This is a genomic window from Cupriavidus sp. DF5525 (genome assembly GCF_040149425.2).
Classification (GTDB): Bacteria; Pseudomonadota; Gammaproteobacteria; order Burkholderiales; family Burkholderiaceae; genus Cupriavidus; species Cupriavidus pickettii_A.
In genome coordinates, this window is the sequence record NZ_CP168265.1 from 2,149,150 (window position 1) to 2,167,063 (window position 17,914).

General features: G+C 64.9%; 12 protein-coding genes. 7 read left to right on the forward strand and 5 right to left on the reverse strand.

The window, feature by feature from the left end; genetic code table 11:
* The first annotated feature begins 10 nt into the window (after nt 1-10).
* The 4 genes from ABNX08_RS10110 to ABNX08_RS10125 all read left to right on the forward strand — a co-directional run bounded on the left by ABNX08_RS10110 (nt 11) and on the right by ABNX08_RS10125 (nt 5,182).
* Nucleotides 11-1,348, forward strand: coding sequence for a DUF1254 domain-containing protein (locus tag ABNX08_RS10110; RefSeq protein WP_349607233.1), 1,338 nt, complete (start codon nt 11-13; stop codon nt 1,346-1,348).
* Nucleotides 1,349-1,365: 17 nt separating this feature from the next.
* A complete protein-coding gene (locus ABNX08_RS10115; RefSeq protein ID WP_041681444.1) occupies nt 1,366-2,352 on the forward strand; it encodes a tripartite tricarboxylate transporter substrate binding protein in 987 nt (328 codons plus the stop codon).
* 482 nt (nt 2,353-2,834) lie between these two features.
* Nucleotides 2,835-4,082: a CaiB/BaiF CoA-transferase family protein gene (locus ABNX08_RS10120; RefSeq protein ID WP_022535092.1), complete on the forward strand. Its 1,248-nt coding sequence runs from the start codon at nt 2,835-2,837 to the stop codon at nt 4,080-4,082.
* 122 nt (nt 4,083-4,204) lie between these two features.
* Nucleotides 4,205-5,182, forward strand: coding sequence for a tripartite tricarboxylate transporter substrate binding protein (locus ABNX08_RS10125; protein ID WP_022535093.1), 978 nt, complete (start codon nt 4,205-4,207; stop codon nt 5,180-5,182).
* A gap of 151 nt (nt 5,183-5,333) precedes the next feature.
* On the opposite strand, the gene fdhE is transcribed toward ABNX08_RS10125, so the two are convergent.
* The 4 genes from fdhE to fdnG are packed head-to-tail and all read right to left on the reverse strand — an operon-like array spanning nt 5,334 to nt 10,867.
* Nucleotides 5,334-6,197 (reverse strand): formate dehydrogenase accessory protein FdhE, encoded by an 864-nt coding sequence (fdhE, locus tag ABNX08_RS10130; RefSeq protein WP_349607232.1) that lies wholly within the window; start codon nt 6,195-6,197, stop codon nt 5,334-5,336.
* Nucleotides 6,194-6,868, reverse strand: a complete 675-nt coding sequence (locus tag ABNX08_RS10135; protein WP_022535095.1) for a formate dehydrogenase subunit gamma — start codon at nt 6,866-6,868, stop codon at nt 6,194-6,196. The genes fdhE and ABNX08_RS10135 overlap by 4 nt, the downstream gene beginning before the upstream one ends.
* 13 nt (nt 6,869-6,881) lie before the next feature.
* Nucleotides 6,882-7,781 carry a formate dehydrogenase subunit beta gene (fdxH, locus tag ABNX08_RS10140; RefSeq protein ID WP_022535096.1) on the reverse strand — a complete coding sequence of 300 codons (900 nt, stop codon included), beginning with the start codon at nt 7,779-7,781 and terminating at the stop codon, nt 6,882-6,884.
* Nucleotides 7,778-10,867, reverse strand: a complete 3,090-nt coding sequence (fdnG, locus tag ABNX08_RS10145; RefSeq protein WP_349607231.1) for a formate dehydrogenase-N subunit alpha — start codon at nt 10,865-10,867, stop codon at nt 7,778-7,780. The genes fdxH and fdnG overlap by 4 nt, the downstream gene beginning before the upstream one ends.
* Before the next feature lie 366 nt (nt 10,868-11,233).
* On the opposite strand from fdnG, the gene ABNX08_RS10150 reads away from it, so the two are divergent.
* From ABNX08_RS10150 to ABNX08_RS10160, 3 genes are all read left to right on the forward strand, one after another.
* The gene (locus tag ABNX08_RS10150; protein ID WP_349607230.1) at nt 11,234-11,506 is read left to right on the forward strand and encodes a hypothetical protein; all 273 of its coding nucleotides are present in this window, start codon (nt 11,234-11,236) and stop codon (nt 11,504-11,506) included.
* 220 nt (nt 11,507-11,726) lie between these two features.
* Nucleotides 11,727-14,093: a DNA polymerase II gene (locus tag ABNX08_RS10155; RefSeq protein WP_349607229.1), complete on the forward strand. Its 2,367-nt coding sequence runs from the start codon at nt 11,727-11,729 to the stop codon at nt 14,091-14,093.
* Between the two features lie 123 nt (nt 14,094-14,216).
* The gene (locus ABNX08_RS10160; protein ID WP_022535100.1) at nt 14,217-15,377 is read left to right on the forward strand and encodes a hypothetical protein; all 1,161 of its coding nucleotides are present in this window, start codon (nt 14,217-14,219) and stop codon (nt 15,375-15,377) included.
* Between the two features lie 78 nt (nt 15,378-15,455).
* Here the strand turns inward: ABNX08_RS10160 and ABNX08_RS10165 are convergent, their stop codons facing one another.
* Nucleotides 15,456-17,471 (reverse strand): acyl CoA:acetate/3-ketoacid CoA transferase, encoded by a 2,016-nt coding sequence (locus ABNX08_RS10165; protein ID WP_022535101.1) that lies wholly within the window; start codon nt 17,469-17,471, stop codon nt 15,456-15,458.
* Nucleotides 17,472-17,914 lie beyond the last annotated feature (443 nt).

Genomic DNA, 17,914 nt, shown 5'->3' on the forward strand with positions numbered 1-17,914 from the left:
GGCGAGCCCGATGACCCGATCCCAAGCCGATTCCCGCAGCCTCGCTCTGGCCCGCGATGCCGTGCTGTACACCCTGCCGCTTTACGAGATGGCGCGCATGCGCGCCGCCACCTGTCCGCGCCGCCGGCGCGAAGGAGCCTTTGCCGACGAGCGGCCCGATGGCACCCTGCGCTGGGTCAATCATTTCATCCACACGCGCCAGCTGCTCGGGCCGCAGCACCGGCAGGTGGTCACGCCCAACAACGACACGCTCTACAGCAATGCCTGGCTCGACCTGTCGCAGGGACCGCTGCTGCTTGAGGTGCCGGACAGCGCCGGCCGCTACTACGTGCTCGGCCTGCTCGATTTCTACACCAACCCCTTTGGGTATATCGGCAGCCGTACCACCGGCACGCAAGCCGGACGCTACCTGTTGCATGGCCCGGACTGGCAGGGCGAGCTGCCGCCTGGCGCCACTGCCATTGCCTGCCCGACCCATGCGGTGTGGCTGCTGGGCCGGCTGCTGGTGGATGGCCCGGACGACCTGCCCGCGGTGCACGCGTTGCAGGACCGCATCCGGCTGACGCTGCCGGACGGGGGCGATGCCGTACGCGCCTGCGACGTGGGCATGCAGCCGGGCGAGGAGCTGGGGGCGTCGCCGGAGCACGTGCAGCGCTACGCTGAAGTGGTGAACCGCGCGTTGCGCGAGAATCCGCCGCCAGCCGCCGAGGCAGCGACCGTGCAGGACTTTGCCGCGCTCGGCCTTGGCGCAGCGTGCGCGGGCACGCCGCTGGACGCATCGCAGGTGGAGCATCTAGCCGGTGCATTGGAGCAGGTCCTCGCCGAGCTGGCCAGGCCGATGCCTTCCGAACTGGGTGGGGGCTGGACGCTGCCGGTCGAGATCGGGGCTTCGTTCGGGTCGCGCTATGCCGAGCGGGCGCAGGTGGCGCGCAACTATATCGGCGCGCTGGGCATGGAAGAGGCCATGTACATCGTCGCCGACTGTGACGCGCAGGGCCGTCCACTCGACGGTCGCCAGCCGCACGAGCTGGTGTTTCCGTCCGGCCAGCTGCCCGAAGCGGGCGCGTTCTGGTCCCTGACCATGTACGACAAGGGCGACTGCATGCTGGTGGATAACCCGATCGGCCGCTATTCGCTGGGCGACCGTTCGCCGAGCCTGCGCCATGAGCCGGACGGCAGCCTGCGCCTGTATCTGGGCGCCGCGCCGCCGCGCGATCCGGGGCGCCACGGCAACTGGCTGCCCGCGCCCGCCGGCCCCTTCTACGTGGCCTTGCGGCTCTACGTGCCAGGCGAGGCGCATCTGGGCAAAACCTTCTCCTATCCGAGCATCCACGCCGCGGAGGCATGATGACTGCAGCCAACACGATGTCACGCAGGGCCATGCTCGGACGTGTGCCGGGCCTTCTGTTGCTGGCCGCGGCACCTGCCCTTGTGCCGCTGGCCGCGCGGGCTCAGGGGTACCCGGGTCGGACCGTGCGGGTGATTTCCCCTTATGGCCCCGGCGGTTCCAACGACACCTCGGCCCGTCTGCTGGCAGAAGCGCTGAGCCGCAAGTACGGCCAGCCGTTCGTGGTCGAGAACAAGCCGGGCGCCGGCACCCGCGTCGCCAACGAAACGCTGGCGCGTGCCGCCCCCGACGGCTATACCCTGCTGTGGGCCGCGGCGCCGCTTGCCATCAACACGGCGGCGGGCCTGCCGCAGCAATACGACATCCACAAGGATTTCGTTGCGGTGGGCCCGCGCGTGATCGGCCCGGTCTTCCTGATCGTCAAGGCGGATTCCCCGGTACGCTCGGTGGCGGATTTCGTGCGGATGGCGCGGGCGAAGGCGGAGGGTGTCACCTTTGCCTCGCCGGGGGCGGGCTCGGGGCCACATCTCACGGCGGAACTGTTCGCCGTACAGGCGAAGTTCAAGGCCCTGAACGTGCATTACCGCGGCGACGCGACGGCCTACACCGAGTTGCTCGCCGGCCGCGTGGACGCCACGCTTACCGCCATCACGTCGGCGCTGCCCTTTATCAAGGCGGGCCAGTTGCGGGTGCTTGCGGTGGCGTCGGAGCAGCGCACGCCGGTCTATCCGGATGCGCCCACCTTCGCCGGGCAGGGCTATCCCGGTGTGACCGGCTACGGCTGGTTCGGCCTGATGGCACCGGCCGGCACGCCCGCCGCCATCGTGCGCCAGCTCAACCACGACGCCAGCGCCGTGCTGGCCGGCGCCGACGTCCGCAACAAGCTGGCGGCGCTGGGTCTGCAGCCCGAGCCGGGAGACAGCCCCGCCTTTGCGCAGTTCATCGATGCGGAAGTGCGCAAATGGGCCGCCGTGATCAGGACCAGTGGCCTGGTCCTGGAGTAGCGGGCATCTGGAGCAGCGCGCCTGCCAGCCGCAAGGTATCAGGCCAGGAGATCCTGGAGCACTGCATCTACCCGATGATCGACGAGGCTGGCAGCCTCCGAAAAGCAGGGCAAGGTGACGCACACGTCTAATATCGACGTTAACCTGGTCAATGGCTACGGCTGGCCGGTGTGGCGTTGAATGCCTGGGCGCACCGCGCCTCGACTGGCGCCCGGGACTCGCTGTCAAATTTTATTGAACATTTTGTCAATGTGAATGGGGATTGTATAGCGTATTTATCCAAGCAAGAATGCTGGGCTGACCGCGCTGGGGACCAACCTACGCCCGAGGCAGCTTCCGGTGCCGACATTCGCGAATCCGGCACGCCGCACCCAGGGTGCTGCGCTGCGGCAACCCTACCGCCATCGCGTGGCGCCAGCCCGACATAGGCTACGATTTTCCAGAGACGGCCCGTGCCTCGAAACAGCCCAAGGAGACAGATAATGCAGACGCCCGACCAATCCCAAGGCATCGACTTCCCGCTTGAGGGCGTGCGCGTACTCGACCTGTCGCGTGTATTTGCGGGACCGCTGTGTGGCCAGGTCCTGGCCGATTTCGGGGCTGAGGTGGTCAAGGTGGAACACCCCGGCCGCGGCGACGACACGCGCGACTGGGGCATGCGCATCGGCAAGACCGAGACGACCTACTACAACAGCATGAACCGCAACAAGCGGTCCATCACGCTGGATCTGCAGAGCAAGGAAGGCGTGCAGATTGTCTACGACCTGCTGCCGCAGTTCGACGTGGTCATCCACAATTTCAAGACCGGCGGGGCCGAGAAGCTGGGCCTTGGCTACGAACAGCTCAAGGCGATCAAGCCCGACCTGATCTACTGCGCGGTGTCCGGCTACAACAGCAGCGGCCCCGAGGCCAAGCGTCCCGGCTACGACCTGGTGATCCAGGGAGAGGCCGGACTCATGGCGCTCAACGGCGAAGCCGACACGCCGCCGCTGAAGTTCGGCGTGGCGGTGGTGGACCTGATGACCGGCATGTACGCCGCACAGGCCGTGCTGGCTGCCTTGTTCCGCCGCGAGCGCAAGGGCAAGGGCCAGCTGATCGAGATGGCGCTGTACGACTGCGGGCTGATGGTCACCGGCTATTACGGCCTGGACGCCATGCTGCTCGGGCGCGACCCCGCACGCTATGGCAATGCCCATCCGTCCATCGTGCCCTATGGCATGTTCGAGGGCGCCGATGGCCCGCTGATCATCGCCGTGGGCAACAACAGCCAGTTCGACAAGTTCTGCCGCCAGGTCATCGAGCGTCCGGACATCGTCGAGGACCCCCGCTATGCCACCAATGTGGAGCGCGCCAGGAACCGCGAGACGTTGACCCCGTTGATTACGGGCCTGATCCGCGGCTTTGCGCGCGACCTGCTGCTCGAGCGCATGACGGCCTGCGGCATTCCCTGCGGCAAGGTGGCGGGACTGCACGAGGCATTGACCAGCGAGCGGACCCGCGAGGGCGGCCTGCTGCGCGAGATGCCCCATCCCGTAGCAGGCAGCACGCATGTGTTCGCGCCGCCTTACCGCCTGGATGGCCAGCGCCTGCCGATCCGCAACGCGCCGCCGACGCTGGGCGAGGGCACGCGGGCGGTACTGCAGAACCTGCTGCAGATGAGCGATGACCAGCTGCAGGAACTGCAGGCCCGCGGCGTGCTGACGCTGCCCGAGGCACCGCAGCAGGCCTGAGCATTCGCGCCGCGCGGACACATATGGACGTCCGCGCAACCCCGCCCGGCAAGGGGGGCTTGGGTTCCCTTGCACTGATTCAACCTGGAACAACAAACGTGCGCACTCGAAATTTCACCCGTATGGTCCACTCCCGGCGTCGTGCCATTCTGGCCCTGGCCGCAGTGCCGCTGCTGGTCGGCAGCGCTTTCGCGCAATCCTGGCCCAGCAAGCCGATCAAGCTTGTCGTGCCGTTCCCGCCGGGTGGGCCTACGGATACGGCGTCGCGCATCGTCGGCCAGAAGCTGGCCGAGCGCCTCAAGCAGCCGGTGGTGGTGGAGAACCGCGCCGGTGCATCGGGTTCCATCGCTGCCGCCCAGGTGGCCAAGAGCGCGCCCGACGGCTACACGCTGATGATGCTGGCCACGCCCACGCTGCTGGCGCCGTACCTGTACAAGAAGGCGGGCTACGACACGACCAAGGACTTCACGCCCGTCGCCACCGTCTATGACCTGCCGATCGTGGTGGTGGTCAACCCGACGCTGCTGCCCAACGTGACGGACTTGCCCAAGCTGATCGCACAGGCCAAGGCCCAGCCGGGCAAGCTCAACTACACCAGCTCCGGCGCGGGCAGCTTCGGCCACCTGAGCATGGAACTGCTCAAGCAGATGGGCGGCTTCGAGATGCAGCATGTGCCTTACAAGGGCGGCGTGCCCGCGATCAGCGACACCATCGGTGGCCAGGTCCCCATCATGTACGCTGACCTCGTCGCCGCGCTGCCGCACATCCAGGCAGGCAAGCTGCGTGCCATCGCCGTCGGCTCGCCGCAGCGCGTCAGCATGCTGCCCGACGTCAAGACCATTGCCGAGCAAGGATTCAAGGGCTACGACGCCGTTTCCTGGGGCGGCCTGCTGGCGCCGCCGGGCACACCCAAAGAGGTGGTGGACCGCGTCGCTGGCGAGGTCGGCAAGATCCTGGCCGACAAGGATGTCCAGGACAAGTTGCTGAAGGCCGGTGCCATTGCCAACTTCCAGGCGCCGGCGCAGATGGGCCAGCGCATCCAGCAGGACTATGCCAAGTGGGGCAAGGTGATCCGCGAGAAAGGCATCGCAGTCGAGTAAGCGCCAGCAAGCCGGGCACGCTGCAACGGCGTGCTCGCTGCACACCATCCCGGGCGGTCAGCGACGGCAAGCAGTTGTCACTGGCTACGGGCCGACATCCGTGGACTAGTGGGATGGCATTCAACAGGCACGGGTCAAAGCGGGCAGCGCCTCATCCCGGCAGAGCGAAGGGATTAAACCCGGTACGTTGATAGCCCTCCGCCGTCACGGCATCGTCCAGGGTCAGGGTGGCAAGGTCATCGGCCACGGCCTCGGCTTGCGGGTCGCGTTCCAGTGAGATGACCTTCAGATAACCGTGGCACACGCCGCAGCTTTCGGCGCGCACCGTGGCTTCGGCGGTGTCGAAGCTGAGATAGTCAAGGTCCGAGGCCGCGCCACAGTTGGTGCATTTCGCCCGCACCATGTGCCACTCGCTCTCGCACAGCGCGCAATGCAGATAGCGCATGCCCTGGCGATCCCCGATCAGGATCAGGCTTGCCACGGGGGCAGTGCCGCAGACCGGGCAAGACGCGTGCTCGGCCGGGCCGCTGCCGGGCACGGGCGCCGCCCGCGCGGCGCTGGCACATTGCAGCGAGAGCGCAGCCCAAAGGAAGGGCGCGATTGCCGCCGGAACCACGTCAAAACGGCCCTCGGCCAGCGCCTGGGCGGCGGCAAGGCGCTCATCCGCAGGGAGGTCGCGCAGCGCCGCAAGATGCGGGGCGACCGGGGCGGGAACATCGTGCGCAAGCCGCTCAATCAACCGATCAAGCAGGGAACCCCAATGCCCCTCCTGCGGGATGGCTCTGGCGTCTATCTGCCCGGACCCACTGGCCTCTGGCAGAAGGGACGCCTGCACCTCGGCCACGCGGGCGGCCAAACGCAGGTAATCGGCAAGATCGTGCCCTTCGGCCAGCGCGCGCAGGCGCGCGGCCCGGCGGCTGTAAAGCCCGGCAAGGTCTGGCTGGATCAGCGGTGCGAAATGCCGCGATGCCTCGTCCGATGGCAGCGCCCCCCGCGTCGTCGGATGCTGGCTCATGCCCCGTGCTCCTTGGCTTCCGCCGCTTTCGCCGCTTTCGCAGCTTGCGTTTTCAACTCGCCATACCAGCGGTCATGGTGCTGCCTGGCCCAAGCGCGCGAGACGTAGCCCGTAACCATGCCCGTGATCGAGCCACGGACCCAGATCGCCAGATAGATGTGACCCACGATCAGCAGGATCAACCCGATCCCCGCGACGGAATGGGCCAGGATCGCCAGACGGAGCATGGGAATGGGGAAATACTCCGCGAAATAGGCGCGCCACATGATCAACCCGGATATCAGCAGGGCCAGTATCGAAGCCATGATGAGCCAGAACAGCACCTTCTGGCCGGCGTTGTACTTGCCGATCTGCAGCGGTTCGCCGCCATGCTTGTTCAGGAGCACTTCCTTGGCGCGGCGGAACCAGATCGCGTCGGTGCGCGCGGGCAGGTTGTAGCCCACGAAGCGCACGAACATGTAGCAAAGCCCGGCGAAAACCGCGATGCCGAGGAAGGGGTGGAGCACCCGCGCCATCTGCGGCGTGCCAAGGAAGCCGCTCATCCAACTCACCGTCGGGAAGAACCACGAAATTCCCGAAACCGCCGCGAGGAAGAAGCAGAACACGATCGCCCAGTGACACAGCCGATCGGCGAATTTCGTGCGCAATATCATCTCGTTCCTGGTCGCCATTTCCGGTCTCTGCTTATGCCGCGCCGTCAGTCGGGGCGTCGTGATCGTCGTGATCGACGGTTTCGGTGGTGTTGGGGCCGACCGCCATGAAATGCGCCGCCATGCCCACGACCGCCGCCGCGCCGGCGAAAGCGGCGACGGGTTGCAAACCATCCTTCCAGCCCGAGACGAGCGTGCTGATCTCCGGGTCCTTCGGCAAGCCTGCGTAACGCTTCGGGTCGTCGGCATGTTGCAGCACATACATCACGTGGGTGCCGCCGACCCCCGCCGGGTCATACAGGCCGGCCCTGGCATAGCCGCGCTCGTTCAACTCGGCCACCCGCTCGGCGGCGAGGGATTGCATCTCAGCCTTCGAGCCGAAGGCGATGGCGCCGGTCGGGCAGGTCTTGACGCAGGCAGGCTCCTGCCCGACCGAGACGCGGTCCGAGCAGAGCGTGCACTTGTAGGCCTTGTTGTCCTTCTTGGAAATGCGCGGCACGTCGAAGGGGCAGCCCGCGACGCAATAGCCGCAGCCGATGCACAGGTCGGACTGGAAGTCGACGATGCCGTTCGCATACTGCACGATGGCGCCGGGCGCCGGGCAGGCTTTCAGGCAGCCAGGATCCTCGCAATGCATGCAGCCGTCCTTGCGGATCAGCCATTCCAGCTTGCCCGCCTGGTCCTCATGCTCGGTGAAGCGCATCAGGGTCCAGGTGTTGGGCGACAGATCGCGCGGATTGTCATAGACGCCGACATTCTCTTCCACGTCGCCGCGCAGGTCGTTCCATTCGTTGCAGGCGACCTGGCACGCCTTGCAGCCGATGCAGGTCGACACGTCGATCAGCTTGGCCACTTCCATCTGATGGTCGCGGATTCGAGGGGCGGGTGTCAGCTCGGACGAGGCCGAGCGACGGATGATGTTCTGCGAGTTCATGCTTGTGCTCCCGCCATTTTTTCAATGTTCACGAGGAATGCCTTGAATTCCGGGGTTTGCGAATTGGCGTCGCCGACGCCCGGCGCAAGCGTGTTGGCGAGATAGCCTTTGCGGGTCGCCCCCTCGAAGCCCCAATGGCAGGGGATTCCGATCTGCTCGACCGCCTGCCCGGCCACCTGAAGCGTGCGCATGCGCTTGGTCACCACGGCCTTGGCAGTGATATGGCCGCGCTTCGTCGTGATCTTCACCGTGTCGCCATGGGCGATGCCTTTGTCCGAGGCCAGCTTCTCGCCGATCTCGACGAATTGCTCGGGCTGAAGCATGGCGTTCAGATGCGAGTGCTTGGTCCAGTGGCGGAACAGTTCCGTCACCGAATAGGTCGTGGCGACATAGGGGAACTCGGTGCGGTTGCCCATCCGCTGCGCATCGTTCTGGAAGATGCGGGCGGTCGGGTTGTGGTTTACCTTTTCGTGCAGCGGGTTGTTCGCGATCGGGCTCTCGACCGGCTCGTAATGCTCGGGGAAGGGGCCGTCGTTCATGCCGCCGACCGAGAACAGGCGCCCCACGCCTTCGGGCAGCATGATGAAGGGTCCGACGGGTGTGCCGGGCGCCGCAGTGAGCGGAAAGTCGGGCACGTCCGCGCCCACCCATTTTTCGCCGTTCCAATGCAGGATCTGGCGCTTGGGGTCCCAGGGGTTCCCCATCTCGTCCATCGAGGCGCGGTTATAGAGGATGCGGCGGTTCGCAGGCCAGGACCAGGCCCAGCCCGGCGTGTTGCCGAGGCCGGTGTCGGTGTTGTCGCGCCTGGCCATCTGGTTGCCCGCCTCGGTCCAGGATCCGGTGAAGATCCAGCAGTAGCTTGAGGTCGTGCCGTCGTCGCGCAGCTGCGCGAACGAATCCAGAAGCTGGCCCTTGCGCAGGATCTTTTTCCCGGTCTCGTCGAACACGTCTGCCAACGCGTAGCCGTTGGCTTCCTTGGCCATTTCCTCGGGATGGGGGCTGCAGGGATCGTGATAGGTCTTCTCGTCCCAGGTCATGTGCAACACCTGTTCAGGGCAGGCGCCGCCTTCCTTTTCGTAAAGCCGCCGCAGCTCCATCATGATGCCGCCGAGGATGGCCGGATCATGCCGCGCCTCGCCCGGCGGCTGCTGGCCCGCGTAGTGCCATTGCAGCCAACGGCCCGAATTCACGACGGTCCCGTCTTCCTCGGCAAAGCAGCTCGACGGCAGCCGGAAGACCTCGGTCATGATCTCTTCGGTCTTGACGTCGTTGAACTTGCCCTCGTTGCGCCAGAAGTTCGAGGTCTCGGTCACCAGCGGGTCGATGACCACGAGGAACTTGAGTTTCGACAGCGCGGCCGAGGACTTGTTCTTGTCAGGCATCGCCGCCAGCGGGTTGAACCCCTGGACGACATAGCCGTTGACCTTGCCCTCGTACATCAGGTCGAAATAAGCCAGCATGTCGTAGCTGCGATCCCATTTCGGCAGCAGGTCAAAGGCCCAGTTGTTTTCCGCCGTGGCATGTTCGCCGAACAGGTTCTTCTGCAGTGAGACGAAGAACTTGGGCAGGTTCTTCCAGTAGTTCACCTGATCGGGCACCACGGCTTTCGGCGTGGCATCGGCCAGGAATTGCTTCAGCGTCTGCTGCCTGTCGGTGGGCAGGTCCATGTAGCCCGGCAGCCGCACCGACAGAAGACCAAGGTCGGTATAGCCTTGGATGTTGGAATGTCCGCGCAGCGCATTCACGCCGCCCCCGGACATGCCGATATTGCCCAGCAGCAGCTGGATCATCGCCGCGCCGCGGATGATCTGCGCGCCACCGGTGTGGTGCGTCCAGCCGAGCGCGTAAAGCCAGGTCAGCGTCTTGTCCTTCGCCGAACACGAGCCGACGATCTCGGCGATCTGCAGGAAGTCGGCCTTCCTGACGCCGGTCGTCTCCTCGACCTTCTCGGGCGTGTAGCGTGAGACGTGCTTTTTCAGCAGGCTCAGCACGCAGCGCGGGTGGCGCATCGAGGGATCGCGTTTCGCGTTCCCCACCTGGTCGAGTTCATAGGTCCAGGAGGATTTGTCGTAGGCGTGTTTCTCGGGATTGAAACCCGAGAACAGCCCTTCGTCGAATCCGAAATCCTCGCGCACGATCAGGGACGCGTTGGTGTAAGCGCGCACATAGTCGTGCTGGATCTTGTCGTTCTGCAGAAGCCAGTTGACCATGCCCATCAGGAAGGCCGCGTCCGACCCCGCCCGGATCGGCGAGAAGATATCGGCAACCGCAGCTGTGCGGTTGAAGCGCGGATCGATGACGATGACCTTGGCCTTGTTCTTGATCTTGGCCTCGATCACCCATTTGAAGCCGACCGGATGGGCCTCGGCCGGGTTGCCGCCCATGACGACGACGACATTGGCGTTCTTGATGTCCACCCAGTGGTTCGTCATCGCGCCGCGGCCGAAGGACGGCCCCAGCGCCGAAACCGTTGGCCCGTGACACAGGCGAGCCTGGCAGTCCAGACCCAGCATGCCCAGGGAGCGGGCGAACTTGAAGTCGAGAACCCCGGTTTCGTTGGAGGCCGCCGACGAGGCGAGCATGCCCGAACTCAGCCAGCGGTTCACCAACTGGCCCTTCTCGTTGCGCGCGATGAAGTTCTTGTCGCGGTCGTCCTTCAGCAGGCGGGCGATGCGCTTCGTCGCATCGTCCCAACTGATGCGCACCCACTCCCTCGACCCCGGCGCGCGGTATTCCGGGTACAGCAACCGGTTTTTCGAATGGACGATGTCCAGCAGCCCCGCGCCCTTGGGACAGAGCGAACCACGGCTGACCGGGTGATCGGGATCACCCTCGATGTGGAAGATGCGGGGTTTCGCGTTCCTGGCGCCGTCACCCAGCGAATACATCAGGAGGCCGCACCCGACCGAGCAATAGGTGCAATTGTTTCGCGTCTCTTTCGCACGCAGCAGCTTGTAGGGGCGCACGCCGGCCGGAGCCTGTGCCCAAGCGGTACCCATGCCCAAGGCCGAGGCCGAGGCGGCAACAGACCCGACGCCAAGAATCTTGAGGAACTGCCGACGTCCGATATTGGTGGGCTTAGTCATCGTGGTCTCATCGTCATTTCTTCTTCCGCCCATCCCGGCTACCAGGGTTGGGGGTCTCCGCTATCTTTTGAATGTCTGATAAGGCTTGCTGACGCGTGTGCCGAAGCCTCTGCGTGGTGTTCCGCCCAAAGATATCCGCCTGCCCACTTAAGGTAAATTCAGCGATTCTTTGCCCACCTATAAGTGATCCCTTAAGTGACGGCTTTCTGACGAAGCGTCGACCACCGCGGCATAGGCGAGTCGGCAACTAGCCAACGCCATCCGCTTCCCGGTGTTGGTCCGGACCAGACAGAAGAGGTCAATCCGCCAATGCTGGTGCCCCAGCATGCTCCTGCGACGGATGGCATGCTCCCTGCTGAACAGGGCATGAGCACCGCACTCGCGGCGCTCGCCATGAACCTTCAGGAGACCATCATGAGCAAGCTGAAAGTCGCGGACCTGTGCCGCGAAGATCCATTGGAGCGGGGCGCCGCCCACGCGATCGTTGGGGGCATTGGCCAAATCAGGGTCGGCGAACCTACCGGGTGGCCGCGTTGGCAAGCGTGGTTGCCCCCGGATTTAGGGTGGCCCGGCAAGCTTCCGATCGATCTTGGCGGCTACAAACCACCCTTAAAGGAACTGGATCCGAGATATCAGTGATCCCGCTGGCGGCAGACTTGTCTCTGCATCAGCTCAACACTCGCCTTGCCTCCGTCGCAAAAAAAGCGGCCAGGCACTGCGCGCGGCGCGCCACGTTTCCAAGGGCATCCCTGAAACAGACGTATCTCGCCGCGCCTAAACCGGACTATCGTCCGGACCAGTCCCGATCACCCCCATCTCCGCTAAAATCGACCACAAGCGGTTCTCCAAGGTTTATAGCGTGGCACTTCAGCGGGGTTTCATCCTGACCCGACACTGGCGCGATACGCCGGCTGGCACCGAGGTCGAGGTCTGGCTGGCTACCGATGACGGGCCGCGCCGGCTGCGCCTGTCCTGCCAGCCGTCCATTGCATTTATTCCCGAAGCACAGCGTGAGCGTGCCGAGGCGCTGCTGCGCCACGAGCGCGATGTCGAGCTGCGCCCGCTCAAGCTTCAGGATTTCCAGCGCAGGCCCGTACTGGGCCTGTACTGCCAGCAGCATCGGCAACTGATCCAGCTCGGCCGCTCTCTGCGCGATGCCGGCGTGGATGTCTACGAAGCCGATATCCGTCCGCCCGAGCGCTACCTGATGGAGCGCTTCATCACCGCCCCGGTCTGGTTCGACGGTGAGCCGGATGCCAGCGGCGTGCTGCGCAATGCCCAGATGAAGCCCGCGGTGGACTACCGTCCCACGCTACGTCTGGTCTCGCTCGATATTGAAACCAACGCGTTCGGCGAACTCTATTCGATTGCGCTCGAGGGCTGCGGCCAGCGCCAGGTCTACATGTTGGGCCAGGCGCCGCAGACGCCCGTCGACGTCGATTTCTCGCTCGAATACTGCGCATCACGGCCCGGGTTGCTGGAAAAGTTGAACCAGTGGCTGGCCGATCACGACCCCGACGCGATCATTGGCTGGAACCTGATCCAGTTCGACCTGCGCGTATTGCACGAGCATGCACGCCAGTTCCAGATTCCGCTGCGCCTCGGCCGGGGCGGTGCCGAAATGGAATGGCGCGAGCACAACGCCCAGCAGCACTATTTCGCCAGCGCACCAGGCCGGTTGATCATCGACGGCATCGAGGCGCTGCGTTCCGCCACGTGGAGCTTCCCGTCGTTCAGCCTCGAATCGGTGGCCCAGACGCTGCTCGGCGAAGGCAAGGCGATCGACAACCCGTACGACCGCATGGACGCCATCGACCGCCTGTTCGAGCAGGACAAGCTGGCGTTGGCCCGCTATAACCTGCGCGATTGCGAACTGGTGACGCGGATTTTCGAGAAAACCGAGCTGTTGCCATTCCTGCTGGAGCGTGCCACGGTCACGGGCCTGCCGGCCGACCGCAGCGGCGGTTCGGTGGCTGCCTTCACGCATCTCTACATGCCGCTGATGCACCGCCAGGGTTATGTCGCGCCCAACCTCGGCGAAAAGGCACCGGAGGCCAGCCCTGGCGGCTTCGTCATGGATTCGCGGCCGGGGCTGTACGAATCGGTGCTCGTGCTGGACTACAAGAGCCTCTATCCGTCGATCATCCGTACCTTTCTGATCGACCCGATCGGCCTGGTCGAGGGCCTGGCGCATCCCGACGATGCCGATTCGGTGCCTGGCTTCCGCGGTGCCCGGTTTTCCAGGACGAAGCACTGCCTGCCGGCGATCGTCGCCAAGGTCTGGCAAGGACGTGAGGCCGCCAAGCGTGACCGGAACAAGCCGCTCGCTCAAGCGCTCAAGATCATCATGAACGCGTTCTACGGCGTGCTCGGGTCCAGCGGTTGCCGGTTTTTCGATCCGCGACTGGCGTCGTCGATCACAATGCGCGGGCACGAGATCATGCGGCAGACCCGGGCGCTGATCGAGGCCCGCGGCTACGAGGTGATCTATGGCGACACGGATTCCACGTTCGTCTGGCTGCGCCGCGCCCGGACGGAAGCCGATGCGGACCAGATCGGCCGCAGCCTCGTCGCGTACGTCACGGACTGGTGGCGCGACCACCTCTGGCAGGCTTATGGCCTGGGAAGCGCGCTCGAACTCCAGTTCGAAACCCACTTTCGGCGCTTCCTGATGCCGACGATCCGCGGCACGGACCTCGGCAGCAAGAAGCGCTATGCCGGTCAGGTCGAACGGCCTGATGGGAAGGTCGAGATGGTGTTCAAGGGTCTCGAGACGGTGCGCACAGACTGGTCGCCGCTTGCCCAGCGGTTCCAGCAGACCCTCTACGAGAAAATCTTCAACCGCGAGCCGTACGAAGATTATGTGAGGGACATCGTGCGTCGCACGCTGGCCGGCGAGCTCGACGAGCAACTGGTTTTCCGCAAGCGGCTGCGCCGCAAACTCGATGAATACCAGCGCAACGTGCCGCCGCACGTCCGCGCCGCCCGCATCGCCGATGCCTATAACGAGCGCCAGGGGCGCCCGCGCCAGTATCAGCACGGCGGCTGGATCAGCTATGTGATGACGGTGGCAGGGCCGGAGCCACTCGAAACCCGATCGGCGCCGATCGACTACAGCCATTACGTCACCAGGCAGCTCCAGCCGATTGCCGATGCGATCCTGCCGTTCCTGGACGACGATTTCGAGACGCTGTTATCTGGCCAGATGGCGCTGTTTCCGCAATAGCAGCGGTAGGGCCAGCTTGCTGGAGTGCCGTGATGTGCCTTATCAGGCATTTATCCTTATTTATTTGCAAAGGGTAATTTATCAAGATAGGATAAATGCTGATAATCGCACCCGGAAGTCACTATGTCCGAGCCGTCCGCCGCCTCCGAACGTTACACCTTTCGCCGCCCCGTGTTGGCGGCAAGCTTCTGCGCAGCCTTGGCCGGGGAGGGAATCCAGGATGCCCGCTCGGGCCTGTTCCTCGCGGCGCCGCGCCGGGTAGGGAAGTCCACGTTCCTGCGCGAGGACCTCACGCCGGCCGCCGGGCAGCGCGGCTGGGTCACCGTGTACGTCGATTTGTGGTCGAACAAGGCGCACGATCCGGGCGAGCTGATCGCCGACGCCATCAAGCACAAGATTGCCGATCACGACGGTGTCGTGAGCAAAGCCGCAAAGGCTGTCGGCCTCACCAAGATCACGGTCATGGGCACCCTCGGGTTGGACCTCACCGCCACGGGATTGCCAGCGGGCGTCTCGCTCACGCAGGCCCTTGAGGCGCTGCGCAAGGGCGCCCGGAAACCGGTTCTCCTGATCGTTGATGAAGCGCAGCATGCCCTGACCACAGAGAAGGGCGTGGAGGCGATGTTCGGCCTGAAGGCGGCGCGCGACGCGATGAACGTTTCGGGCAAGGCCCCGGACCTCATGCTGGTCTTCACCGGCTCAAGCCGGGACAAACTCGCGCACCTGGTCATGAATTCGCGCATGCCGTTCTACGGCTCCCAGGTGACGCCGTTCCCGCTGCTTGATCGAAACTTTACCGACGAATTTACCAAGAGCGTGAACCGGGCGCTCGCCGCGGGCAATCAGCTTGAGCCGGAGGCCGTCTACGAAGCCTTCGTGATGGTCGGGCACCGCCCGGAGATGCTTCGCCACCTGATTGGCACGATCGCACTGGCGAACGAATCGCCAAACCTCAGTACCCGGCTCAAGGATGACGCGACGCTCGTCCAGGAGCGCTTGTGGCATGACGTCGAAAGCGACTTCACCTCGCTGTCGCCACTTCAGCAGGCGGTGGTGCGTGTCATGGCCGGCAAGGATGGCCAGTTCTCTCCCTTCGGAGAGAGCGCCATGTCCGCGTACAAGGCCCTTGTGCCGGAGCATGTGAGCGTCAGCGCCGGGACGGTGCAAAATGCGATTGACACCCTTCGTGAGCGCGAGATCGTATGGAAGGAGTCGCGAGGCTCGTACGAGATCGAAGACCAGGCGTGGCTGAGTTGGCTCCGCGCCAAAGGCCTGACGTCCTGAAGAACGCGGTAACGAGGCCGCGTCGACTGGAGCCTGCAGGCCAGCCTGCACGCAGCAAGCGCCCGTGGCGCAGCCAGCCTAGTCGCTGCGGGGCTGGTCCCGCAGGCTCGCTTTCGCTTCTGCCTCGGTCTCGTAGACATAGGGCGCGAGGCCGCGCCGGGCGAGCGTGTCGCCGAGCTTGGCGCGCATGAAGGCGCTGGTGGTAAAGCGGGTCACGCCGATGTAGTAGCGTGCCACCATGTCCGAGATCATCTCGACATAGGCATCTTCCACGCTCCGGTCGAGCACGAAGCCCTCGTAGTTGACCACGGTGTAGACCCTGTGGCCCAACGGCTCGCAGATCCGGATGACCTCCTTGCGGATCGCCTCGACGTCTTCCTGGCGCTTCACTTCGAGCTGCTCAAAATTCAGGAACAGGATGTTCTTCTCTTCGTCGTAGTTGAAGCGCGCCTCCAGCGGCAGGCGCAGCACGTCGGCACGCAGTCCCATCGGCTCGGGGCGGAAGATCCGTTCGTCCATCAGCACCGGCGAGCGCACGATCGGGACGAAGTCCATCTTGGCGAGAATGTCGCGCTCCAGGTCGACGCCGGGCGCAATCTCGATGAGTTCCATGCCCTGCGCGCCCAGTTCGAACACGCAGCGCTCCGTGATATAGAGCACGGGCTTCTGCGACGCGGCCGCGTACGGCCCGGAGAAGGTGCGATGCTCCACTTCCTGGACGAATTTCCTGGCCGTGCCGTCGCGGTGGATATGGAGCTTGCCGTCGGTCACCGAGAACTCGCCGCCGCCCGCCATGAAGGTGCCGACGAACACGGCCTTCTTCGCATTCTGGCTGATGTTGATAAAGCCGCCGGCACCCGCCAGCCGTGGCCCGAACCGGGAGACATTCAGGTTGCCCATGCGATCGGCCTGCGCCAGGCCGAGGAAGGCGATGTCGAGCCCGCCGCCGTCGTAGAAATCGAACTGGTAGGGCTGGTCGATGATCGCGTCGGGGTTGGTCGCCGCGCCGAAGTTCAGCCCGCCGGCAGGGATGCCGCCGATCACGCCCGGCTCGGTCGAGAGCGTCACGAGGTCGAGGATCCGTTCCTCGTTGGCGACGCTGGCGATGCCCTCGGGCATGCCGATGCCGAGATTCACCACGCTGTTGGGCTGGAGTTCCATCGCGGCGCGCCGGGCGATCACCTTGCGTTCGCTCATCGCCATCGGCGCCACGCTGCTCGCCGGGACGCGGACCTCGCCCGAGAACGCCGGATTGTACGGCGTGGCAAAGGTCTGCAAGTGGTTCTCCGGTTGCGCCAGCACCACGCAGTCCACCAGCACGCCGGGAATCTTGACCTGGCGGGGATTGAGCGAGCCGCGTTCGGCGATGCGCTCCACCTGCACGATCACCATCCCGCCGCAGTTGTGCGCGGCCATGGCGATGGCAAGGGCTTCCAGCGTCAGCGCCTCGCGCTCCATGGTGATGTTGCCGTCCGGATCGGCCGTGGTGCCGCGCACGATGGCGACGTTGATGGGGAAGGCCTTGTAGAACAGATAGTCCTGGCCGCCGATTTGCATCAGCTCGACCAGGTCCTCGGTAGTGCGTTCGTTCAGCTTGCCGCCGCCAAAACGCGGATCGACGAAAGTGCCCAGTCCGACCCGCGACAGGTGGCCCGGCTTGCCGGCCGCGATATCGCGGAACAGGTGGGTGATCACGCCCTGCGGCAGGTTGTAGGCTTCGATCTGGTTGCCGACCGCGAGCTGCTGGAGCTTCGGTACCAGCCCCCAGTGCCCGCCGATCACGCGCTTCACCAGGCCGGGCAACGCGAAATGGTTCAGGCCCCGCTCCTTGCCGTCTCCCTGACCGGCGGCATAGACCAGGGTCAGGTTGCCGGGCTTCGACAGGCTGACGGGCGTGTCGTCGTCGTGCGACAGGCAGATCTCCTCGACGGCCATGGCAATCTCTTCCGCGAAGCCGATGCCGACGAAGCCGCCCGTCGCCACGGTATCGCCATCCCGGATCAGGCGCACGGCTTCGCGCGCCGAGACCAGCTTGCCGTTCTCGCGCGTGTGAATCGCTGGCAATGGACGGTGTGTACTGTCTTGCGTGTTCATTTGGATATTTGGATCAATAGATGCCGGTCGGTAGTAGAAGGATTGACGAAGCCGACCATCTTGTCCATGAACACGCTGATGAGCATTGGCGGCACCAGCCCCGGGTCGGTGACTATGACGCCAACGACGCTTCGCCCGAGCAGAGTAACCGCATGGTAGGCGATCTTTCCCGCAGAACCACACCTTTCCCGGCAGCGCAGGCGTACTGGCGGAAGCCGTAGCAGGTAACGCGCCCGTTATTCACCATGAGCCCGTTCCGGCCGCTCAGGACGTCATTCCGCCGGCCTCGAAAACCGCGGCAAGTGCCAGATCCTCGACGACAGGTGTCACGGTCAGCTTCATCCTGTCGTTCCACGCGTACGCGAATTCAGTGAGCGTCTTGCCGGAGGTCGGCGAGCACTCTGGCGGGGAGGCTGCGGGCGCCGGCCGCCTTCAAATTGACA

Coding starts and splice junctions, on each gene's coding strand:
- fdhE (WP_349607232.1), bottom strand. CDS start 6,197: ATGAGCCAGCATCCGACGACGCGGGGGGCGCTGCCATCGGACGAGGCA.
- ABNX08_RS10135 (WP_022535095.1), bottom strand. CDS start 6,868: ATGGCGACCAGGAACGAGATGATATTGCGCACGAAATTCGCCGATCGG.
- ABNX08_RS10125 (WP_022535093.1), top strand. CDS start 4,205: ATGGTCCACTCCCGGCGTCGTGCCATTCTGGCCCTGGCCGCAGTGCCG.
- ABNX08_RS10110 (WP_349607233.1), top strand. CDS start 11: ATGACCCGATCCCAAGCCGATTCCCGCAGCCTCGCTCTGGCCCGCGAT.
- ABNX08_RS10115 (WP_041681444.1), top strand. CDS start 1,366: ATGTCACGCAGGGCCATGCTCGGACGTGTGCCGGGCCTTCTGTTGCTG.
- fdxH (WP_022535096.1), bottom strand. CDS start 7,781: ATGAACTCGCAGAACATCATCCGTCGCTCGGCCTCGTCCGAGCTGACA.
- ABNX08_RS10120 (WP_022535092.1), top strand. CDS start 2,835: ATGCAGACGCCCGACCAATCCCAAGGCATCGACTTCCCGCTTGAGGGC.
- ABNX08_RS10160 (WP_022535100.1), top strand. CDS start 14,217: ATGTCCGAGCCGTCCGCCGCCTCCGAACGTTACACCTTTCGCCGCCCC.
- fdnG (WP_349607231.1), bottom strand. CDS start 10,867: ATGACTAAGCCCACCAATATCGGACGTCGGCAGTTCCTCAAGATTCTT.
- ABNX08_RS10165 (WP_022535101.1), bottom strand. CDS start 17,471: ATGAACACGCAAGACAGTACACACCGTCCATTGCCAGCGATTCACACG.
- ABNX08_RS10150 (WP_349607230.1), top strand. CDS start 11,234: ATGAGCACCGCACTCGCGGCGCTCGCCATGAACCTTCAGGAGACCATC.